The 14,074-nt window shown below is 29.2% G+C and carries 15 protein-coding genes; 9 read left to right on the top strand and 6 right to left on the bottom strand.

Annotated elements, in window-relative coordinates:
* Positions 1-53 precede the first annotated feature (53 nt).
* The gene (locus FHS04_RS05645; protein ID WP_027880136.1) at positions 54-791 is read left to right on the top strand and encodes a glycosyltransferase family 2 protein; all 738 of its coding nucleotides are present in this window, start codon (positions 54-56) and stop codon (positions 789-791) included.
* A 1-nt stretch (position 792) separates the two neighbouring features.
* Here FHS04_RS05645 and FHS04_RS05650 read toward each other — a convergent pair whose 3' ends face one another.
* Entirely contained in the window at positions 793-1,509 is a 717-nt protein-coding gene (locus FHS04_RS05650) for a polysaccharide deacetylase family protein (RefSeq protein ID WP_106679328.1), read from the bottom strand.
* Positions 1,510-1,587: 78 nt separating this feature from the next.
* Here FHS04_RS05650 and FHS04_RS05655 point away from each other — a divergent pair, with 78 nt between their 5' ends.
* Complete coding sequence (locus FHS04_RS05655) at positions 1,588-2,334, top strand: glycosyltransferase family 2 protein (RefSeq protein WP_106679326.1); 747 nt, start codon at positions 1,588-1,590, stop codon at positions 2,332-2,334.
* A complete protein-coding gene (locus FHS04_RS05660; protein WP_106679324.1) occupies positions 2,335-3,399 on the top strand; it encodes a glycosyltransferase family 4 protein in 1,065 nt (354 codons plus the stop codon).
* Here FHS04_RS05660 and FHS04_RS05665 read toward each other — a convergent pair.
* From FHS04_RS05665 to FHS04_RS05675, 3 genes are read right to left on the bottom strand one after another with little or no spacing between them, the layout of a single operon-like run.
* The gene (locus tag FHS04_RS05665) at positions 3,391-4,317 is read right to left on the bottom strand and encodes a glycosyltransferase family 2 protein (protein WP_106679322.1); all 927 of its coding nucleotides are present in this window, start codon (positions 4,315-4,317) and stop codon (positions 3,391-3,393) included. The two genes, FHS04_RS05660 and FHS04_RS05665, sit on opposite strands and share 9 nt — an antisense overlap.
* Positions 4,318-4,326: 9 nt before the next feature.
* On the bottom strand, positions 4,327-5,241 hold the full coding sequence (locus FHS04_RS05670; RefSeq protein WP_106679320.1) for a hypothetical protein: 915 nt from the start codon (positions 5,239-5,241) through the stop codon (positions 4,327-4,329).
* Between the two features lie 11 nt (positions 5,242-5,252).
* On the bottom strand, positions 5,253-6,377 hold the full coding sequence (locus FHS04_RS05675; protein WP_106679319.1) for a glycosyltransferase: 1,125 nt from the start codon (positions 6,375-6,377) through the stop codon (positions 5,253-5,255).
* A gap of 108 nt (positions 6,378-6,485) precedes the next feature.
* On the opposite strand from FHS04_RS05675, the gene FHS04_RS05680 reads away from it, so the two are divergent.
* Complete coding sequence (locus FHS04_RS05680; RefSeq protein WP_106679316.1) at positions 6,486-7,553, top strand: glycosyltransferase family 2 protein; 1,068 nt, start codon at positions 6,486-6,488, stop codon at positions 7,551-7,553.
* On the opposite strand, the gene FHS04_RS05685 is transcribed toward FHS04_RS05680, so the two are convergent.
* Entirely contained in the window at positions 7,550-8,332 is a 783-nt protein-coding gene (locus FHS04_RS05685) for a glycosyltransferase (protein ID WP_106679314.1), read from the bottom strand. The two genes, FHS04_RS05680 and FHS04_RS05685, sit on opposite strands and share 4 nt — an antisense overlap.
* Before the next feature lie 124 nt (positions 8,333-8,456).
* On the opposite strand from FHS04_RS05685, the gene FHS04_RS05690 reads away from it, so the two are divergent.
* From FHS04_RS05690 to FHS04_RS05710, 5 genes are read left to right on the top strand one after another with little or no spacing between them, the layout of a single operon-like run.
* A complete protein-coding gene (locus FHS04_RS05690; protein ID WP_106679312.1) occupies positions 8,457-9,431 on the top strand; it encodes a polysaccharide pyruvyl transferase family protein in 975 nt (324 codons plus the stop codon).
* Between the two features lies 1 nt (position 9,432).
* A complete protein-coding gene (locus FHS04_RS05695) occupies positions 9,433-9,993 on the top strand; it encodes an L-threonylcarbamoyladenylate synthase (protein ID WP_106679309.1) in 561 nt (186 codons plus the stop codon).
* 9 nt (positions 9,994-10,002) lie between these two features.
* Entirely contained in the window at positions 10,003-11,418 is a 1,416-nt protein-coding gene (locus FHS04_RS05700) for a CCA tRNA nucleotidyltransferase (protein WP_106679307.1), read from the top strand.
* Between the two features lie 2 nt (positions 11,419-11,420).
* Entirely contained in the window at positions 11,421-12,440 is a 1,020-nt protein-coding gene (locus FHS04_RS05705; protein WP_106679304.1) for a COX15/CtaA family protein, read from the top strand.
* A gap of 39 nt (positions 12,441-12,479) precedes the next feature.
* Positions 12,480-12,995, top strand: a complete 516-nt coding sequence (locus FHS04_RS05710; protein ID WP_106679302.1) for an IS1096 element passenger TnpR family protein — start codon at positions 12,480-12,482, stop codon at positions 12,993-12,995.
* On the opposite strand, the gene FHS04_RS05715 is transcribed toward FHS04_RS05710, so the two are convergent.
* Positions 12,992-14,050 (bottom strand): hypothetical protein, encoded by a 1,059-nt coding sequence (locus FHS04_RS05715; protein WP_106679300.1) that lies wholly within the window; start codon positions 14,048-14,050, stop codon positions 12,992-12,994. The genes FHS04_RS05710 and FHS04_RS05715 overlap by 4 nt on opposite strands.
* Between the last annotated feature and the right edge of the window lie 24 nt (positions 14,051-14,074).

The raw sequence follows: 14,074 nt of genomic DNA on the forward strand, positions 1-14,074 counted from the left end.
TTTGTTTAAGAAGAATATAAAAACGTAAATTTGTCTTTTATTTATTGTTTTAAATGAAGAAATTATCCGTCATCATTCCTACCTTTAACGAGGAAAATTATATAGAAAAAGCTTTGCGTTCTGTACGTTTTGCTGATGAGATTATTGTTGTAGATTCTTTTAGCTCTGATAAAACAGTAGATATTGCTAAGAAAAATAATTGCACCGTTGTGCAACGACAATTTGATAATTTTTCTAATCAAAAAAACTTTGCCTTACAATATGCAACTGGTGAATGGGTACTATTTATTGATGCTGACGAGCGTATTCCTTTTGCTTTAAAACAAGAAATTTTAGAGGTTATTAAAAACCCGAAACATGCTGGATACAAGCTAAACTTTCCGCATTTTTATATGAATCGTTTTCTGTATCATCATTACGATTCTGTACTACGATTAGTTAAACGTGCTAATTGTAAATTTGAAGGTTTAGTACACGAAAAATTGATTATTGATGGTAGTATTGGTCAACTTAAAAATCCTGTACTTCATTTTACTTACAAAGGTCTAGAACACTACATTAGCAAAAAAGACAGTTATGCTTGGTTTCAGGCAGAACAAATGCTTAAAAAAGGAAAAAAAGCAACTTATTTTCATTTAGCATTTAAACCGTTTTATCGTTTTTTTAGTAGCTATATTTTAAGACGCGGTTTTATGGATGGTATTCCTGGACTTGCTGTTGCTAGCATTAACGCTTACGGTGTATTTTCCAGATATGCCAAATTAATGTTACTAAAAAAAGGGATTAAATAGTTTAAAACAACTTACCTACTTTAAGTTTCCAAATAAATTTAAGCAAAGTATCTTCTCCTTTTATATCTAAGCGTTGTACTTGATATTTATTTTTAAAAGGAAATTTATTAATTCTATTACCTATGCGTAAACCGTAATCTAAATGGTTTGCTTTTAACAAAGTTTCAAATTGCTTATTAATTGGATTTTTTCTAGGGAATTTTCCGTAAGGATAAGCAATTGTATTGGACAACTCTAACTCATTGTTTTTAATAAATTCTTGACATGATTTTAAGTCTAACCCTATCGTATCTATAGAAGATAATTGGTAATTAATATGACCGTAACTATGCCAACCAAGCTCGATAATAGATGGATCTAGTTGCTTTAATTGTGCTACAGACATTATTGGTTTTTTACCTTCATCCCAATTATTTTTATTACCAACAAATTTAAAAGGCACATAAAAACAAGCTTTAAGATTATGTTTTTCAAACAATGGATATGCTAATTCTAATTGATTAACATACACATCGTCAAACGTAATAATTACAGAATTTTTCGGTAAATCTTTTGCAGTTTTAAAACGCTCTAAATCTTTAAAATGAAGCATTTTATAACCGTTATTTTTTAGATACAGCAACTGTTTTTCCAGCTTATCCACATGTATAGTCAAACCTTTAGCTTCATCTATTTTAGAAGTCACAGAATGATACATTAATACCGGTAATTTTGCCATAACAAAAATGATTTTTAACTACTCACAAATATATAAAGCCTATTGGTTATATTTGCCTAAAATCTTATTTTCTATAACATGATAAGCGCTTTAGCTATAACTTATAACGAAGAAAAAAATGTAGAACGCTACATTAAAAGCTTATCTTTTGCAGACGAAATTATCATAGTAGATTCTTTTAGTACAGATAATACTGTAAATCTTGCTAAACAACTTGGTGCAAAAGTAATACAACGTAAATTTGATGATTTTTCAACACAAAAAAACTATACACTAAGTTTGGCTAATAACGATTGGGTTACTTTTTTTGATTTAGATGAAATTGTGACTCCTGAATTGGCTGAAGAAATTACAAACACCATAAAAACAAACCCTAAAAATGAAGCTTTTAAAGTAAAACGAAACTTTTATTTTATGGGTAAACGATTGAAATATAGCGGATTTCAAACGGATTATGTTGTTAGACTATTTAATAAAAACAACAGCAAATACAACGGTAAATTAGTACATGAAGCTATAGAAACAGCTTCAACTATTAAAAAATTAAAAAATAAAGTAGATCATTACACGTATAAATCTTTTGACGATTATAATTTAAAACTTACCAAATACAGTAAATTAAAAGCAGAAGAATTATATAATAAAAATGTACGTCCAAATCTATATCATTTTTTATTTAGACCTTGGTACAGATTTATGCACCAATACTTTTTAAGACTTGGTTTTTTAGATGGAAAAGAAGGTTTTATAGTATCTTATCTTAGTGGTTTTATGGTGTTTAAGCGTTATATTCAGCTTTGGACTATGTACAGAAATATTGAATAGATGAAACACGTTTTTTTAGAATCTCATAACATAAAAAATCAATTTAACGGTTTTGGGCAATTTAATTATCATCTAATTAATGGGCTTTATAATGCGCAAATTGAAGATTTTAAAATAACACTTAATGCTAAAAACACAACGCCTTTAAAAGATAAATACGGTAATTATTTTAACTATAAAACTTATAAATCTTTAAGCCGAAAACCTTTATTCAGAATAAAAAAGAAGTACGATGTTTGGCATAGTTTAAATCAAAATATAAAAGTAGAACCATTTTTTAATATTCCGTATGTATTAACAATTCATGACGTAAATTTTGTAGATGAAGTTTCTAACGATATGGATCATAAAGTTAATCTTAGGTTTAAAGAAAAATTAAAAAGAAGTAATGCCATTACTTACATATCTGAATTTGCTAAACAATCTACTCACAAATATTTTGATGTTCCAAACATTCCTGAATATGTAATTTACAACGGTAATCCTATAAGCAAACTCCAAACCGATTTTAAAGTGGTTACACCAGTAACCCAACGACCATTTTTATTTTTTATTGGCGGATTAACAGCACGTAAAAATCCACATACTTTAGTGCAAATGTTAGAGCATTTACCAGATTTTGATTTGGTACTTGCAGGATCAAAAAAAGACGATTATACAACCAATGTTTTAGAAACTGCAATTGCAAAAACTAATACAAAAAGCCAAATCCATATTCTAGGTAAAATTAGTTCTACCGAGAAACATTATTACTATAAACATTGTGAAGCGTTGGTGTTTCCTTCATTATTAGAAGGTTTTGGGTTACCACCAATAGAAGCGATGTCTTATGGTAAACCTGTATTTTTATCCAACCTTACATCGTTACCAGAAATTGGTGGTAAACATGCTTTTTACTGGGATAATTTTGATTCAAAATACATGGCTAACGTCTTGATAGAAGGATTACATAAGTATGAAACCAACAAAGACTTTTATATAAATGCATATCAAAACCGTGCTAAAAGTTTTAATTGGAATACTGCTGCATTACACTATGCAGACGTCTACAGAAGCTTATTTTAAAACAATTTGTTGTTTCTGCTTTAAAGAATATTTTAAAGGCGCACCTTGAAAAACTATCCAAAATAATTTTGCTCTATTCTTACTGGTCAACGCTTTTAAAGCTAACTTTAGTAAAATAATAAATTGTAAACATTTATATTTTAAATAAGAGTAATTTTTGCGGTATATATAAAGCCTAGAAATCATTAACTCTTGCTTAATTAAAGGATTAGCTTTTACGGTTGCACTTTCTAAATGTTTAAAAGTAGATGTTGGTACTAAAACACTTTTATAACCCAATTGTTTTAACCTAAAACACAAATCCATTTCTTCAAAATATAAAAACAAATTAGTGTCAAAACCTCCAATATTTGCAAAAACTTCAGCTTTAAAAAACATAAAACAACCTTGTAAAGCTGGTACTTGAAAAGGTGTTTTATATGGTAAATCTTTTCGTTTTGGATGATTTTTTATAAATTTTTCTATAAAACTTCTACCAAATAATTCTTTTCTAAACCCTTGAAAATAATCAAACCCAATTACAGGTTTATTATCAATATTTAATTGTTGTGGTGAACAGACTGCAACATCATCGTTTACTTTTAAATAGTCTATTAAAGGAGAAAAACAATCTTCTGTAATTATTACATCGTTATTTATAAAAGCTAAATATTTACCCTTTGCAAACTGAACACCTAACATATTCCCTGCACCAAAACCTAAATTTATAGCGCTTTTATGAAATATTACAGGATAATTTATAGCTTTAAAAGTAGTTTCTAATTGTAAACTTAAAGGTTCTGTAGAGGCATTATCAATTACAATAACTTCATAAGTATAATTTTTAGGAAACTTAGCTACTAATGAGTTTACAAAATCTAAAGTCAATTTTGCATTATTATAATTTACTGTAATTATAGATACATCTACCGTAGTCATTAAAAAATATTAAGCGTTATACATGGTTTTAAAATAAGCTTCAAAATGCTCTTGAAAATAAAAGTCTGCTCCATTAGGTGTTGTTGGAAACATTACAGGATAATCTGGATATGCTTCCAATAGTCTTGGCACTTTTAATCCTTCTGCAATTGCATAAGCAAAAGTTTGATTACTTAAATAAAACTTACATGATTTTATTATTTGTGCTAGTTCTAGAAAGTCTTTAACATCATAAAATTCTAGATTTGGTACGCTTTGCTTTAAATCCTCATATTCATCTTTTGTGCCCAAAAACAATAAGTTGTCGTAGTGTTTTAAAAATGAATAATCTATAAACACATTACGTGCTCTAAAGGTACGTACAATTACAATTTTATCTTTAATAGTGTTATGTGGTTTTACATCTAAATAAGGTAATGTCATATCTGCTTGTTTTCCTACAAGATGATAATACCATCTAAATGAATGAAATTGATTTGAAATTGGTAAAGCTCTAAAAAAATCTAAATCAACATCTATAGTTTGGTTGGTGTAAACTGTCACGCTATTTAAGTACGATTGTTCTTTTAATAATGGTAAAAGCATATTAAAAGATCTTTCGGAAATCATAATATTTCCTGATGGATGTTTAAAATATTGTCCGTTATATGGCTGATTAACTTTAACTATTAAATTGCAAGTTTTGGTTTTTGACAACTCTTTTATAATGGGTAAAGCATAAATCAAATCTCCTAAATGACCAGAATGTGATAAATTAATTTCGGTTTTAGAATCGATATTATCTTTAAACTGTTTTAAAGTTTTTAAAACTTCAGGATTTAAAGTAGTACGTTTTTTCTGCTCGCGTTTTGCATGTTTAACTTCTAAATATTTGCTTTTATTGTTGGTAATTTTATACCAGAATTTTAATATTTCAGAGTTCATAAAACAGTCGATTAATTTAAAATTTGGTCTAACGTACTATACACAGCTTTTTCACTTAAAAACTCTTCGTAAAATAGATTTGCCTTTTGCTTGTTGGTTTCATAAAAACTAGAATCATTAAGTAATTGCGTTGTGTAAGACGCAAATTTAGTTGCATTATCTGTTACTAAACAACCATTATCTACTTTATTAATTAATCCATCTACGCCTCTTGTATTACATACAACTGGCAAATTAAAGGATAACGCTTCTACGACTTTAATTTTTAATCCTGTACCGCTTAGCATTGGACAAATTACAACTTTTGAAGCATTGTAAGTTGCTGATAAATCTTCAACATAATTAATTTTAATTACGTTTGGATAATCCTTAATATGCTTATTTATTTTTCCAACTACGGTTATAGATATTTTAGTCTCTAATAAAGGATAAACTTTATTAAAAAACCATTGTGCTGCTGCTATATTATGTTCGTTTTCACTAGCTACGTATAAAACATCTATAGTTTTTGTTGTGTTTTGTATTTTACTAGTTGTTAAATGTGGCACTAAATGCACTGGTGTTTTTATAAATTGCTCAAACAGATATTTTTCTTCTACAGAAATTGCCCAAACTTGATCTACACTATTTAAAAGTTTCATTTCGCCTTCAAAAAATTCACCTAGCTTAAAATCTTTTCGGCTTTTAAATTGAGATGTTAAAAAATCGTGTGTATCTACAATTGTCGTTGCTCCTTTTAAGTATGGATTATCTAAAACCAAAGGTACCCAACAAGAATAACTAACAATTATTTTATCGTATGTGTTATTTTGCAACACCTTATTAAAGGCTTGTTGTTGATTTAATTGTCTACGATCAAAAGGTTTAGGTATTTTACTAAACAATTTGGGTATAGAGACTTTAAAAAAATAACTTAAACCTCCTTTTTTTTGCTTTGGCAAAAAATGTACTTGATTAACTAATTTTTCAGATTTAAGTGCTTCTACATCTTGTTCTGTAAAGTGTTTATCGGCTTCTGCTACTAAATCTAAGGTTATATTTTTAGCCTTAAAATACTGTAAAAGCGTAAAAGCTCTTACGTGGTTACCTTGTGAACGCACCAACGGATTACCTGGAAAAAAATATAATACTTTCATTAAATTACTTACAGAAACAGCTCCAAAAATAGCATTTTATAATTTATTAGCCATTATATTTTATTTTTGAAGATTTGCAACTTAATTTTACAATCTATTTTAATTTTCATGCAAGAAACGCCTTTAATTTCAGTAATAATTCCGTGTTATAATGGAGAACAATATATTGAAAAAACTCTTCAACATATAATAAATCAAACGTTTACAAATTGGGAATGTATTGTTGTTGATGATGGTAGCTCGGATAATTCTAAAGAAATTATTACTGCTTTTGAAAATCTAGACAATAGAATTATTTATTATTATCAAGATAACCAAGGACTTTCTGGTTCTAGAAATTCTGGAACAAAAATTAGCAAAGGAAAATACATCTATTATTTGGATGCAGACGATTTGATTGATAAAAACACGCTTCAAAATTTTGTTAATTTAATACCTCACAACACAGATATTATCTTTGGCAAGACTGCATTAACAGATGGACATAACAAAAACATTATTGGTTATTTAGAACATTTTCTACCAGTAAACCATAAGTTATCAAATACCAATTACAAGTTAATACCAATGGTATTAAATGATAAAATAAGTTGTGTTGCACATAATAGATTATACAAAAAAACCTTTATTACTAAGCATAACCTTGCTTTTAAAGACCGATTATTACATGAAGACGAATTATGGTTTTTTGAAACCTTAATTAACTGCCAATCTATTATATTAAGTGATCAAACAACATATTATTACAATACTGGAAATCAAAACTCTATTACCAATAATTTTAGCATTAAAAACACCAAAGCATATTTAGATATTTTAGATACTATCTATCAAAAATATTATCTAAACGCAGAATCAACTGAAGCAAAAAACGTTACAAATCTATATCTTAATTATTTTAAAATGACCATAATAACACATTGTTATTTTAACACGCCAAATCAAGATAAAGAAGACGTTAACACGTTAATTACAAATGCTTTTAAAGCTGTAAAACTACCAGAAGCTAGTTACAATAATCTAAGTAACAGCTTAAAACAATTGCACCAAAATTTTAAAACAGTATTGCCTTTAGGCTTAGATAAAACGCTTAACTATTTGCGTTGGTATAAATCTAAAAGTCTAAAAAAAATAATAAAACGACAATTAATCTTAATACAAGCTAAGATGGCTTAAAGATATTTTCTTTTAAGTTGTTCTATTAAAGATTGCGAATCAAAATCTGCATTTTTATCAAAATTAGGCTCGCGTCTAGTCATTTCATTCCAAAGATGAATTGCGTAAGTATCTTTAAATAAATCCGCACTATTTTTAAAAGTGTTATCGTAAACTGTATGCCAGTTAGAAAAATGTATTGGAAAAAAATAGGTAAATGGTTTGGCTTTGTCCTTTATTTTGAAATAATCTAAAGCTTTAGTAAAACCTTCTGGTCCTCCTGATTCGCCCCATTCTATATGCTCTCTACCTTTACCCCAAAATTTACGTTTACGCTTTACCTTTTTTTGGTGTTTACTATCGTAAGGTAAAATAGTATTTGGGAATTCGCAATTATGACTTAAAAATTTGCACATCTCATGTCCTGGTTTAAATCCTAAAACAGCAGGACAAACAAGATCTATAGATTCTGAGCCAAACACTTCATCTTCATCAAAATTAAAAGGTTTAATACATATCACATCTGTATCTACCCAAAAACCTCCTTTTTTATATAACAATTCCCATCTAAACCAATCGGCAAAACCAGCATAACTTCCACCGTTGTAGGTGAAAATTTCAGATGAATTAATAATTTCATTTGCATCTTTTACTGTTGTTCCTTCAGGAATATTTTGCACTTCTCCATAAGTATATAAATGAAACTCATGATTATTTTTTAAAAAAGAATTAATGCAAAGCTGTTCTATTTTTGATAAAGAACCGCCAATCCATAAAGATTGAATAATAGGTAAAGCCATATAAAATTTTAAAGTTCAAAATTACAATTTTTAAACTTTAAGATTAAAATTTAAAGAATTGTTTTTTAAGATTATTGGCGTTTAAGCTTTATTACCATAATTTTACACCAAAATAAATAGGTTAATGAAATACGCACTATTAAAATATAGAGATCAAGAAACAAACATTGGCGATTACATACAAAGTCTAGCTGCAAAGCGTTTTTTACCACAAGTAGATGCGTTGATTAGTCGTGAAGCATTGGATGAAACCACTGAAAATGCTAAAATTATTTTAAACGGTTGGTTTATGCATCACCCAGAACATTGGCCACCAAGTGAGACTTTACTTCCTAAATTTGTTTCGTTTCATATCAACGATTTTGCTAAAAAACCATTAACAAGTCCAGAAGCTATAGCCTATTACAAAAAGCATCAACCTATTGGTTGTCGTGATAAATTTACACTTCAAAAATTAGAAGAAAATGGTGTAGAAGCCTACTTTTCTGGTTGTTTAACACTTACTTTAGAGAAAGAAAAATATCAAAATACAACAACACCAAATGCTATTGTTTTATGCGATATTTTATCACATAAAAACGACGTGTCCGATACTAACAAAAAAAGTCTTTGGAAAACCATTAGAAATCCACACAAGCCTATTATAAATGCTACTAAATCTTTTTTAAAAGAATACAAAGAAAAAAAAGAGGCTAAAAAAATTATAGAAAAATTAATTCCTAAATCAATATTAGAGCAAAGTATAACCGTTTCTAATCAAGATTTTAATGCAACAACGCATGAAGAAAAATTTAAAAAAGCAGAGCAGCTATTAAGCCTTTATGCATCAGCAAAACTTGTAGTTACTTCTAGAATTCATGTTGCATTACCATGTTTAGCTTTTGGTACACCTGTAATTTTTGTAAGACCAGATAGAGATACCAGTAGATTTGAAGGTATTACAGACTTTTTTAACACCTTTACTATAGACCAAATCTTAAATACCGAAAAAACAGAATTACAACAACAATTTACAAATTCAAGTAAAATAGTAAAAACAGAACATTTAAAATACAGAGAACAACTTATAAAAGACGTTAGTCAATTTATTAATTCTTAAAATGGAGCAGCTAATAGCTACTACAATACAGCACCTTAAACAAGGTAATACCATACTTTACCCAACAGATACGGTTTGGGGAATTGGTTGTGATGCCACAAATTTTGAAGCAGTAAAAAAAATCTATCAATTAAAGCTGCGTGAAGCCTCTAAAGCATTAATATGCTTGGTTAGTGATTTAAAAATGTTAGAAAAATATATTCAAGAGGTACCAGAAGTTGCTTACCAAATAATAGAATTTAGTAACAAACCAACAACTATTATTTATGACAACCCAATTGGTTTAGCTACTAATCTAATTGCAGAAGACAACACGTTGGCTATTAGAATTCCTAAAGACGAATTCTGTCAAAAACTAATCCAGCAATTTAGAAAACCAATTGTCTCTACCTCAGCAAATATAGCTGGAGAACCAACACCAAATTCCTTTAAAGAAATAAGCACGCCTATTTTAAAAGGTGTGGATTATGTTGTAAATTTGCAAAACGAAAAAAACAATACCAAACCATCTACAATTATCAAGTTATCTAGTAATGGTGAAGTAAAGATTATTCGTGAGTAAATTTACCTGATGAATTACAAACAAGCACTACAAAACCCAATATTTAAAATAATCTCTCAAGCCTCTAAAAACCTTAACTTAGATAGTTATGTAATAGGTGGTTTTGTAAGAGATTTTATTTTAAAACGTGGTAATGCAAAAGATATAGATGTGGTTGCAATTGGTAGTGGTATAGCACTTGCAAAAGAAGTGTCTAAATTATTACCAAACAAACCAAAAGTTCAAGTATTTAAAACCTACGGAACAGCAATGCTACGGTATGAAGATATCGAAATAGAATTTGTTGGTGCACGTAAAGAATCCTACAACGAAGATAGTCGTAATCCTGTTGTAGAAAATGGTACGTTAGAAGACGATCAAAACCGTCGTGATTTTACTATAAACGCATTAGCTTTAAATCTTTCTGAAGCTAATTTTGGAGACCTATTAGATCCATTTAACGGTATTGAAGATTTAGAACAAAAAATAATACGTACGCCATTAGATCCAGACATCACGTATAGTGACGATCCATTGCGCATGATGCGCGCAATACGATTTGCTACACAATTAGATTTTAAAATCGAAAATCAATCGTTAAGAGCCATTTCTAAAAATAGTGAACGCATTAAAATTATCACTAAAGAGCGTATTGTAGTAGAACTAAATAAAATTTTAGAAAGTCCAACACCTTCAATAGGGTTTTTACTTCTTGAAAAAACTGGACTTTTACAAATAATTTTACCAGAGTTAACCGCTTTAAAAGGTATTGACGAAAAAGATGGACAACGTCACAAAGATAATTTTTATCACACTTTAGAAGTTGTTGATAATATCGCAAAACATACAGATAATGTTTGGTTGCGTTGGGCTGCATTATTGCACGATATTGGTAAAGCACCAACAAAAAAGTTTAACAAAAAAGTAGGTTGGACGTTTCATGGTCATGAATTTGAAGGTTCTAAAATGGTATATCACTTATTTAAACGCTTAAAAATGCCTTTAAATGATAAGATGAAATACGTCCAAAAACTAGTCTTTATGAGCTCTAGACCAATTGTTTTAGCTCAGGACATCGTAACAGATTCGGCTGTTAGACGTTTATTATTTGATGCTGGAGATTATGTGGATGATTTAATGACGCTTTGTGAAGCAGACATCACGACAAAAAATCCTAAAAAATTTAAAAAATATCATAACAACTTTAAAATTGTAAGAGAAAAATTAGTTGAAGTTGAAGAAAAAGACTCTGTAAGAAACTTTCAGCCACCAGTTTCTGGAGAAGAAATCATGGAGACTTTCAACTTAAAACCTTCAAGAGAAGTTGGATTAATAAAAGAAGCTATAAAAGAAGCAATTTTAGAAGGCGACATTCCTAATGAACATCAAGCTGCTTTTAATTTAATGCTTGAAAAAGGTAAAGCTTTAGGTTTAAAAACTGAATAGTTATGAAAAAGAAAGACAACAAAAAAGTAATTTATTGGCTACTAACAGGCTGTTTATTAATTTTTATAATGGTTATTGTTGGAGGTATCACACGTTTAACCCATTCTGGTTTATCAATTTCTAATTACAAATTAATTTCTGGTACAATTCCTCCAATGAATGACGCCGAATGGAATGCTGCTTTTGACCTTTACAAGCAATATCCAGAATATCAAAAACTTAATAACCATTTCACTTTAGAAGATTTTAAAGACATCTACTTTTGGGAATGGATTCATCGTGTTATTGGTCGTGTTATTGGATTAGTATTTTTCTTTCCTTTTGTATACTTTTTAATTACAAAACAACTCACCAAACAAACTATAAAAAAAGCAATAGGCTTGATGTGTCTTGGTGCTTTTCAAGGATTTTTGGGTTGGTACATGGTAAAAAGCGGTTTGGTAGATCGACCAGATGTTAGTCATTTTAGATTGGCTGCGCATTTAACCACTGCATTTATCACTTTTGCTTTAACCTTTTGGGTTGCATTAGATTTAATATTTCCTTTTAACAAGGTTACAGATTCTGCTTTTAAAAACTTGTTACGAGTAACTACATTTGTGCTATTAGTACAGATAATTTATGGTGCTTTTGTTGCTGGTTTAGATGCAGGTTGGATACATAACCATTGGCCAATGATGAGTGAAGGTAAATTTATTCATGAAACTGTGTATACCGAACAAAACTCGCTTTTATTAAACCTAACCGAAGGTAAAAGTGGTGTACAGTTTGTACATCGTACACTTGCTTATTTTGTAGTTGCATTAATACTAATCGTATTTTTTAAAGGACAAAAATTTATAGAAACCAAATACCAAAAACTAGCTTTAAATAGTCTTGTAGGCTTAGTCTTTTTACAATTTGTTTTAGGTGTATTGACCCTATTATTACAAGTTCCGGTTTGGTTAGGTGTTGCACATCAAGTTGGTGCATTTTTCTTATTAACAGCAATGACATTTACTTTACATAGATTTAGCAAATAAGGATTAAAACCTTATCTTTGTAAACTTATTTTTTTAATTATGATTTACCGTTTTAGAGCTATTTTAGACAACGATACAGAAGAAGATATCTTTAGAGATTTTGAAATTCGTGAAAACGATACTATGGAAGATCTACACAATGTTATCACTCAATCTTTTGGGTTTGATGGTACAGAAATGGCGTCTTTTTATATTAGTGATGACGAATGGAATCAAGGTGAAGAAATTAGCCTTTTTGACATGAGCGATGGTTTAAATCAAGTTAAATTAATGAATGAAACTACCATTGCAGACATCGTACACGAAGCACAAACAAAACTTATCTATGTTTACGACTTTTTAAGTATGTGGACATTTTTTGTTGAATTAGCTGAAATTGTTGAAGAAGCGCAAGGCACAGATTATCCTAATCTAATGTATGTGCAAGGTCAAGTTCCTACAGAAGCGCCAGAAAAAGTTTTTGAAGCCGATAGTGATGACGACTTTAATGAATTTGACGACGACTATGATGTTGATGATTATGAAAGTTTAGATTTTGACGAAAACTGGAATTAATACCCTTTGGTATTAACATCTTGATAATTTCGTTTTACAAAATCTAATGCATTTTTTAAGATTTCGCCCATATTTTTGCTGCGCTTAAACTCTATATCCATAGTATATTCATAGATTTTAGATTTAAGCAATTCGATATGTTTTTCAATAGAAATAGTATCGTTAGTCATACAATCTAACAACTCTCCTATTCTATCTTGATAACTAATCATACGTTTTGCTATGGTAGACCGTTCTTCTATTTTATATTGATCAATAGAGTCTTTAGTAAGTTTTTCTGCAACTAATGCTACCATTTTATTATTCTCTTTAAAAAATTGCGGTCGGTAAACATTAAACTTACCTTCATAACATTGCTGATCAAAATCTATAGCTCTAATTTTAAACACCACGTGATCAAAATCGTGCGTTGTTACAATTACATAATTGTATGCGCGCATATCACCAAGTAATCTAATCATGCAACGCTCGTTAAACTTTACAAACTCTTTTGCAATTTGAGATTTTTCTGAAGGTAAACACTCTGATAATTTATTTTGAATAAACTCATCGCCTGGTATACCTGCAATATGCTCTTCTATTAAGGTATTTTTATAGACTAAAAAATTTAAATTGTATGGCGAAAGCATATGTTCTAATTCTAATCCATAGATTCTAGAAGCATCTGCTTTTTTTACATAAAAATAAGTGTAATTATCATTTAAAATATTTCTAACTTTTACTCTAAACGGTTTACTATTACCAAAGGTGCAATAATCTACAGCATCTACATTTAAAAACGGAATGGTTTTTTCGTTTCCGTCAGAGTGTAATTGTGTGTAGACTTTTTTTAGGTTAAGATCAATTTCTGCGCGATCAAATTCGTTATAATACACACGTATCCAAAGCGTATCATTATCGTCTTTATCATAAACTGTCACAGAACCTTGAAAACGCAACAAATCTTCATATAAAATCGAAATTTTTAAATTTCTATTATATTCATTTAAATACTCATGTAATTTTTCGTTTACAGGATATGATGGCTTCTTTTTAGAAATTTTTAAATCTTGCATAGCCCCTAATTTACTCAAATTTAG

This window comes from Mesoflavibacter zeaxanthinifaciens subsp. sabulilitoris (genome assembly GCF_014191595.1).
Classification (GTDB): Bacteria; Bacteroidota; Bacteroidia; order Flavobacteriales; family Flavobacteriaceae; genus Mesoflavibacter; species Mesoflavibacter zeaxanthinifaciens.

What these genes read in the sequence shown, in the direction of transcription:
- FHS04_RS05670 (WP_106679320.1), bottom strand. Translation starts at nt 5,241, where the DNA reads ATGAACTCTGAAATATTAAAATTCTGGTATAAAATTACCAACAATAAA.
- FHS04_RS05665 (WP_106679322.1), bottom strand. Translation starts at nt 4,317, where the DNA reads ATGACTACGGTAGATGTATCTATAATTACAGTAAATTATAATAATGCA.
- FHS04_RS05695 (WP_106679309.1), top strand. Translation starts at nt 9,433, where the DNA reads ATGGAGCAGCTAATAGCTACTACAATACAGCACCTTAAACAAGGTAAT.
- FHS04_RS05700 (WP_106679307.1), top strand. Translation starts at nt 10,003, where the DNA reads ATGAATTACAAACAAGCACTACAAAACCCAATATTTAAAATAATCTCT.
- FHS04_RS05660 (WP_106679324.1), top strand. Translation starts at nt 2,335, where the DNA reads ATGAAACACGTTTTTTTAGAATCTCATAACATAAAAAATCAATTTAAC.
- FHS04_RS05715 (WP_106679300.1), bottom strand. Translation starts at nt 14,050, where the DNA reads ATGCAAGATTTAAAAATTTCTAAAAAGAAGCCATCATATCCTGTAAAC.
- FHS04_RS05690 (WP_106679312.1), top strand. Translation starts at nt 8,457, where the DNA reads ATGAAATACGCACTATTAAAATATAGAGATCAAGAAACAAACATTGGC.
- FHS04_RS05680 (WP_106679316.1), top strand. Translation starts at nt 6,486, where the DNA reads ATGCAAGAAACGCCTTTAATTTCAGTAATAATTCCGTGTTATAATGGA.
- FHS04_RS05655 (WP_106679326.1), top strand. Translation starts at nt 1,588, where the DNA reads ATGATAAGCGCTTTAGCTATAACTTATAACGAAGAAAAAAATGTAGAA.
- FHS04_RS05710 (WP_106679302.1), top strand. Translation starts at nt 12,480, where the DNA reads ATGATTTACCGTTTTAGAGCTATTTTAGACAACGATACAGAAGAAGAT.
- FHS04_RS05675 (WP_106679319.1), bottom strand. Translation starts at nt 6,377, where the DNA reads ATGAAAGTATTATATTTTTTTCCAGGTAATCCGTTGGTGCGTTCACAA.
- FHS04_RS05685 (WP_106679314.1), bottom strand. Translation starts at nt 8,332, where the DNA reads ATGGCTTTACCTATTATTCAATCTTTATGGATTGGCGGTTCTTTATCA.
- FHS04_RS05705 (WP_106679304.1), top strand. Translation starts at nt 11,421, where the DNA reads ATGAAAAAGAAAGACAACAAAAAAGTAATTTATTGGCTACTAACAGGC.
- FHS04_RS05650 (WP_106679328.1), bottom strand. Translation starts at nt 1,509, where the DNA reads ATGGCAAAATTACCGGTATTAATGTATCATTCTGTGACTTCTAAAATA.
- FHS04_RS05645 (WP_027880136.1), top strand. Translation starts at nt 54, where the DNA reads ATGAAGAAATTATCCGTCATCATTCCTACCTTTAACGAGGAAAATTAT.